Below are 1,351 nucleotides of genomic sequence, written 5' to 3'. Positions count from 1 at the left end.
TCGACCGCGTCGACATCACCCGGCACCAGACCCGCATCCGCCAACGCCCGAGCGATCACCCGCTGCTGCGACGGACCATTCGGAGCCGTCAACCCATTACTGGCGCCGTCCTGATTGACCGCACTACCCCGCACCACCGCCAACACCCGATGACCATTACGCCGCGCATCCGAGAGCCGCTCCACCAGCAACACCCCGACACCCTCACCCCACCCCGTACCATCCGCCGACGCAGCGAACGACTTGCACCGCCCGTCAGCGGCCAACCCCCGCTGCCGGCTGAACTCCACGAACATGCCGGGAGAGGCCATCACCGTGACCCCGCCTACCAGGGCCATCGAGCACTCCCCCTGGCGCAGCGCCCGCATCGCCCAGTGCAGCGCCACCAGCGACGACGAGCACGCCGTGTCCACCGTCACCGCAGGCCCCTCCAGACCGAAGGTGTAGGCGAGACGTCCCGACATCACGCTGGTCGCGCCCCCGGTCAGCAGGTAGCCGTCGGAGCCCTTCACGGTCTGGTCGAAGCGGGGACCGTACTCCTGGTACATGCCTCCGACGAAGACTCCGGTGTCGCTGCCGCGCAGCGTGGTCGGGTCGATGCCCGCGTGCTCGATCGCCTCCCAGGAGGTCTCCAGCAGCAACCGCTGCTGCGGATCCATCGCCAGCGCCTCACGCGGAGAGATCCCGAAGAAGGCGGGATCGAATTCACCGGCGTCGTAGAGGAACGCCCCGGACCGGGTGTACGACGTTCCCTGTCGGTCGAGGTCGTCGTCGAACAGTCCCTCCAGGTTCCACCCCCGGTCGGCGGGGAAGCCCGACACCGCGTCCCGGCCCGAGGCCACCAGGTCCCACAGGCCCTCCGGAGAGGACACCCCGCCCGGGAAGCGGCAGGCCATGCCCACGATCACGACCGGATCGGTGTCGGTGGCCGCGACCGGCGCGGACGGGACGACCACACCGGTGGACGCGCCGAACAGCTCACCGTTCAGGAACTCGGCCAGGCCGGTCGGGGTCGGGTGGTCGAAGACCAGCGTCGCGGGCAGTCTGTGATCGATCGCCGCACCGAGCCGGTTGCGGAACTCCACCGCGGTGAGGGAGTCGAAGCCGAGCGCCTTGAACTCCCGGTCGACGTCGATCGCCTCGGGTGAGGAGTGCCCGAGCACCGTTGCCGTGTGCAGGCGTACCACGTCGAGAAGTGCCCGTTTCCGCTCAGGTTCGGGCAGGGCGGCCAGCGTCCGGGTGAACGTGTTCTCGACGCCGGGTCGTTTGGTGGTTCGGCGGGCAGGAACCCCCCTCACCAACCCCCGCAACAACGCCGGAACCTCCCCCGCAGACCGCAACACCCCCACAT

Annotated in this window: 1 protein-coding gene; it reads right to left on the bottom strand. The window is 69.4% G+C overall.

Annotation, left to right across the window (positions count from 1 at the left end):
- Positions 1-1,298: acyl carrier protein (locus ACZ6RT_RS37530; RefSeq protein ID WP_470158883.1), on the bottom strand; the 1,298-nt coding region annotated here is incomplete at its 3' end.
- Positions 1,299-1,351: the final 53 nt, after the last annotated feature.

The sequence above is a fragment of the Streptosporangium sp. NPDC050148 genome, assembly GCF_055586505.1.
The sequence above is the reverse complement of the archived record's forward strand: the minus strand, read 5'-3'. Positions and strand labels throughout refer to the sequence as shown.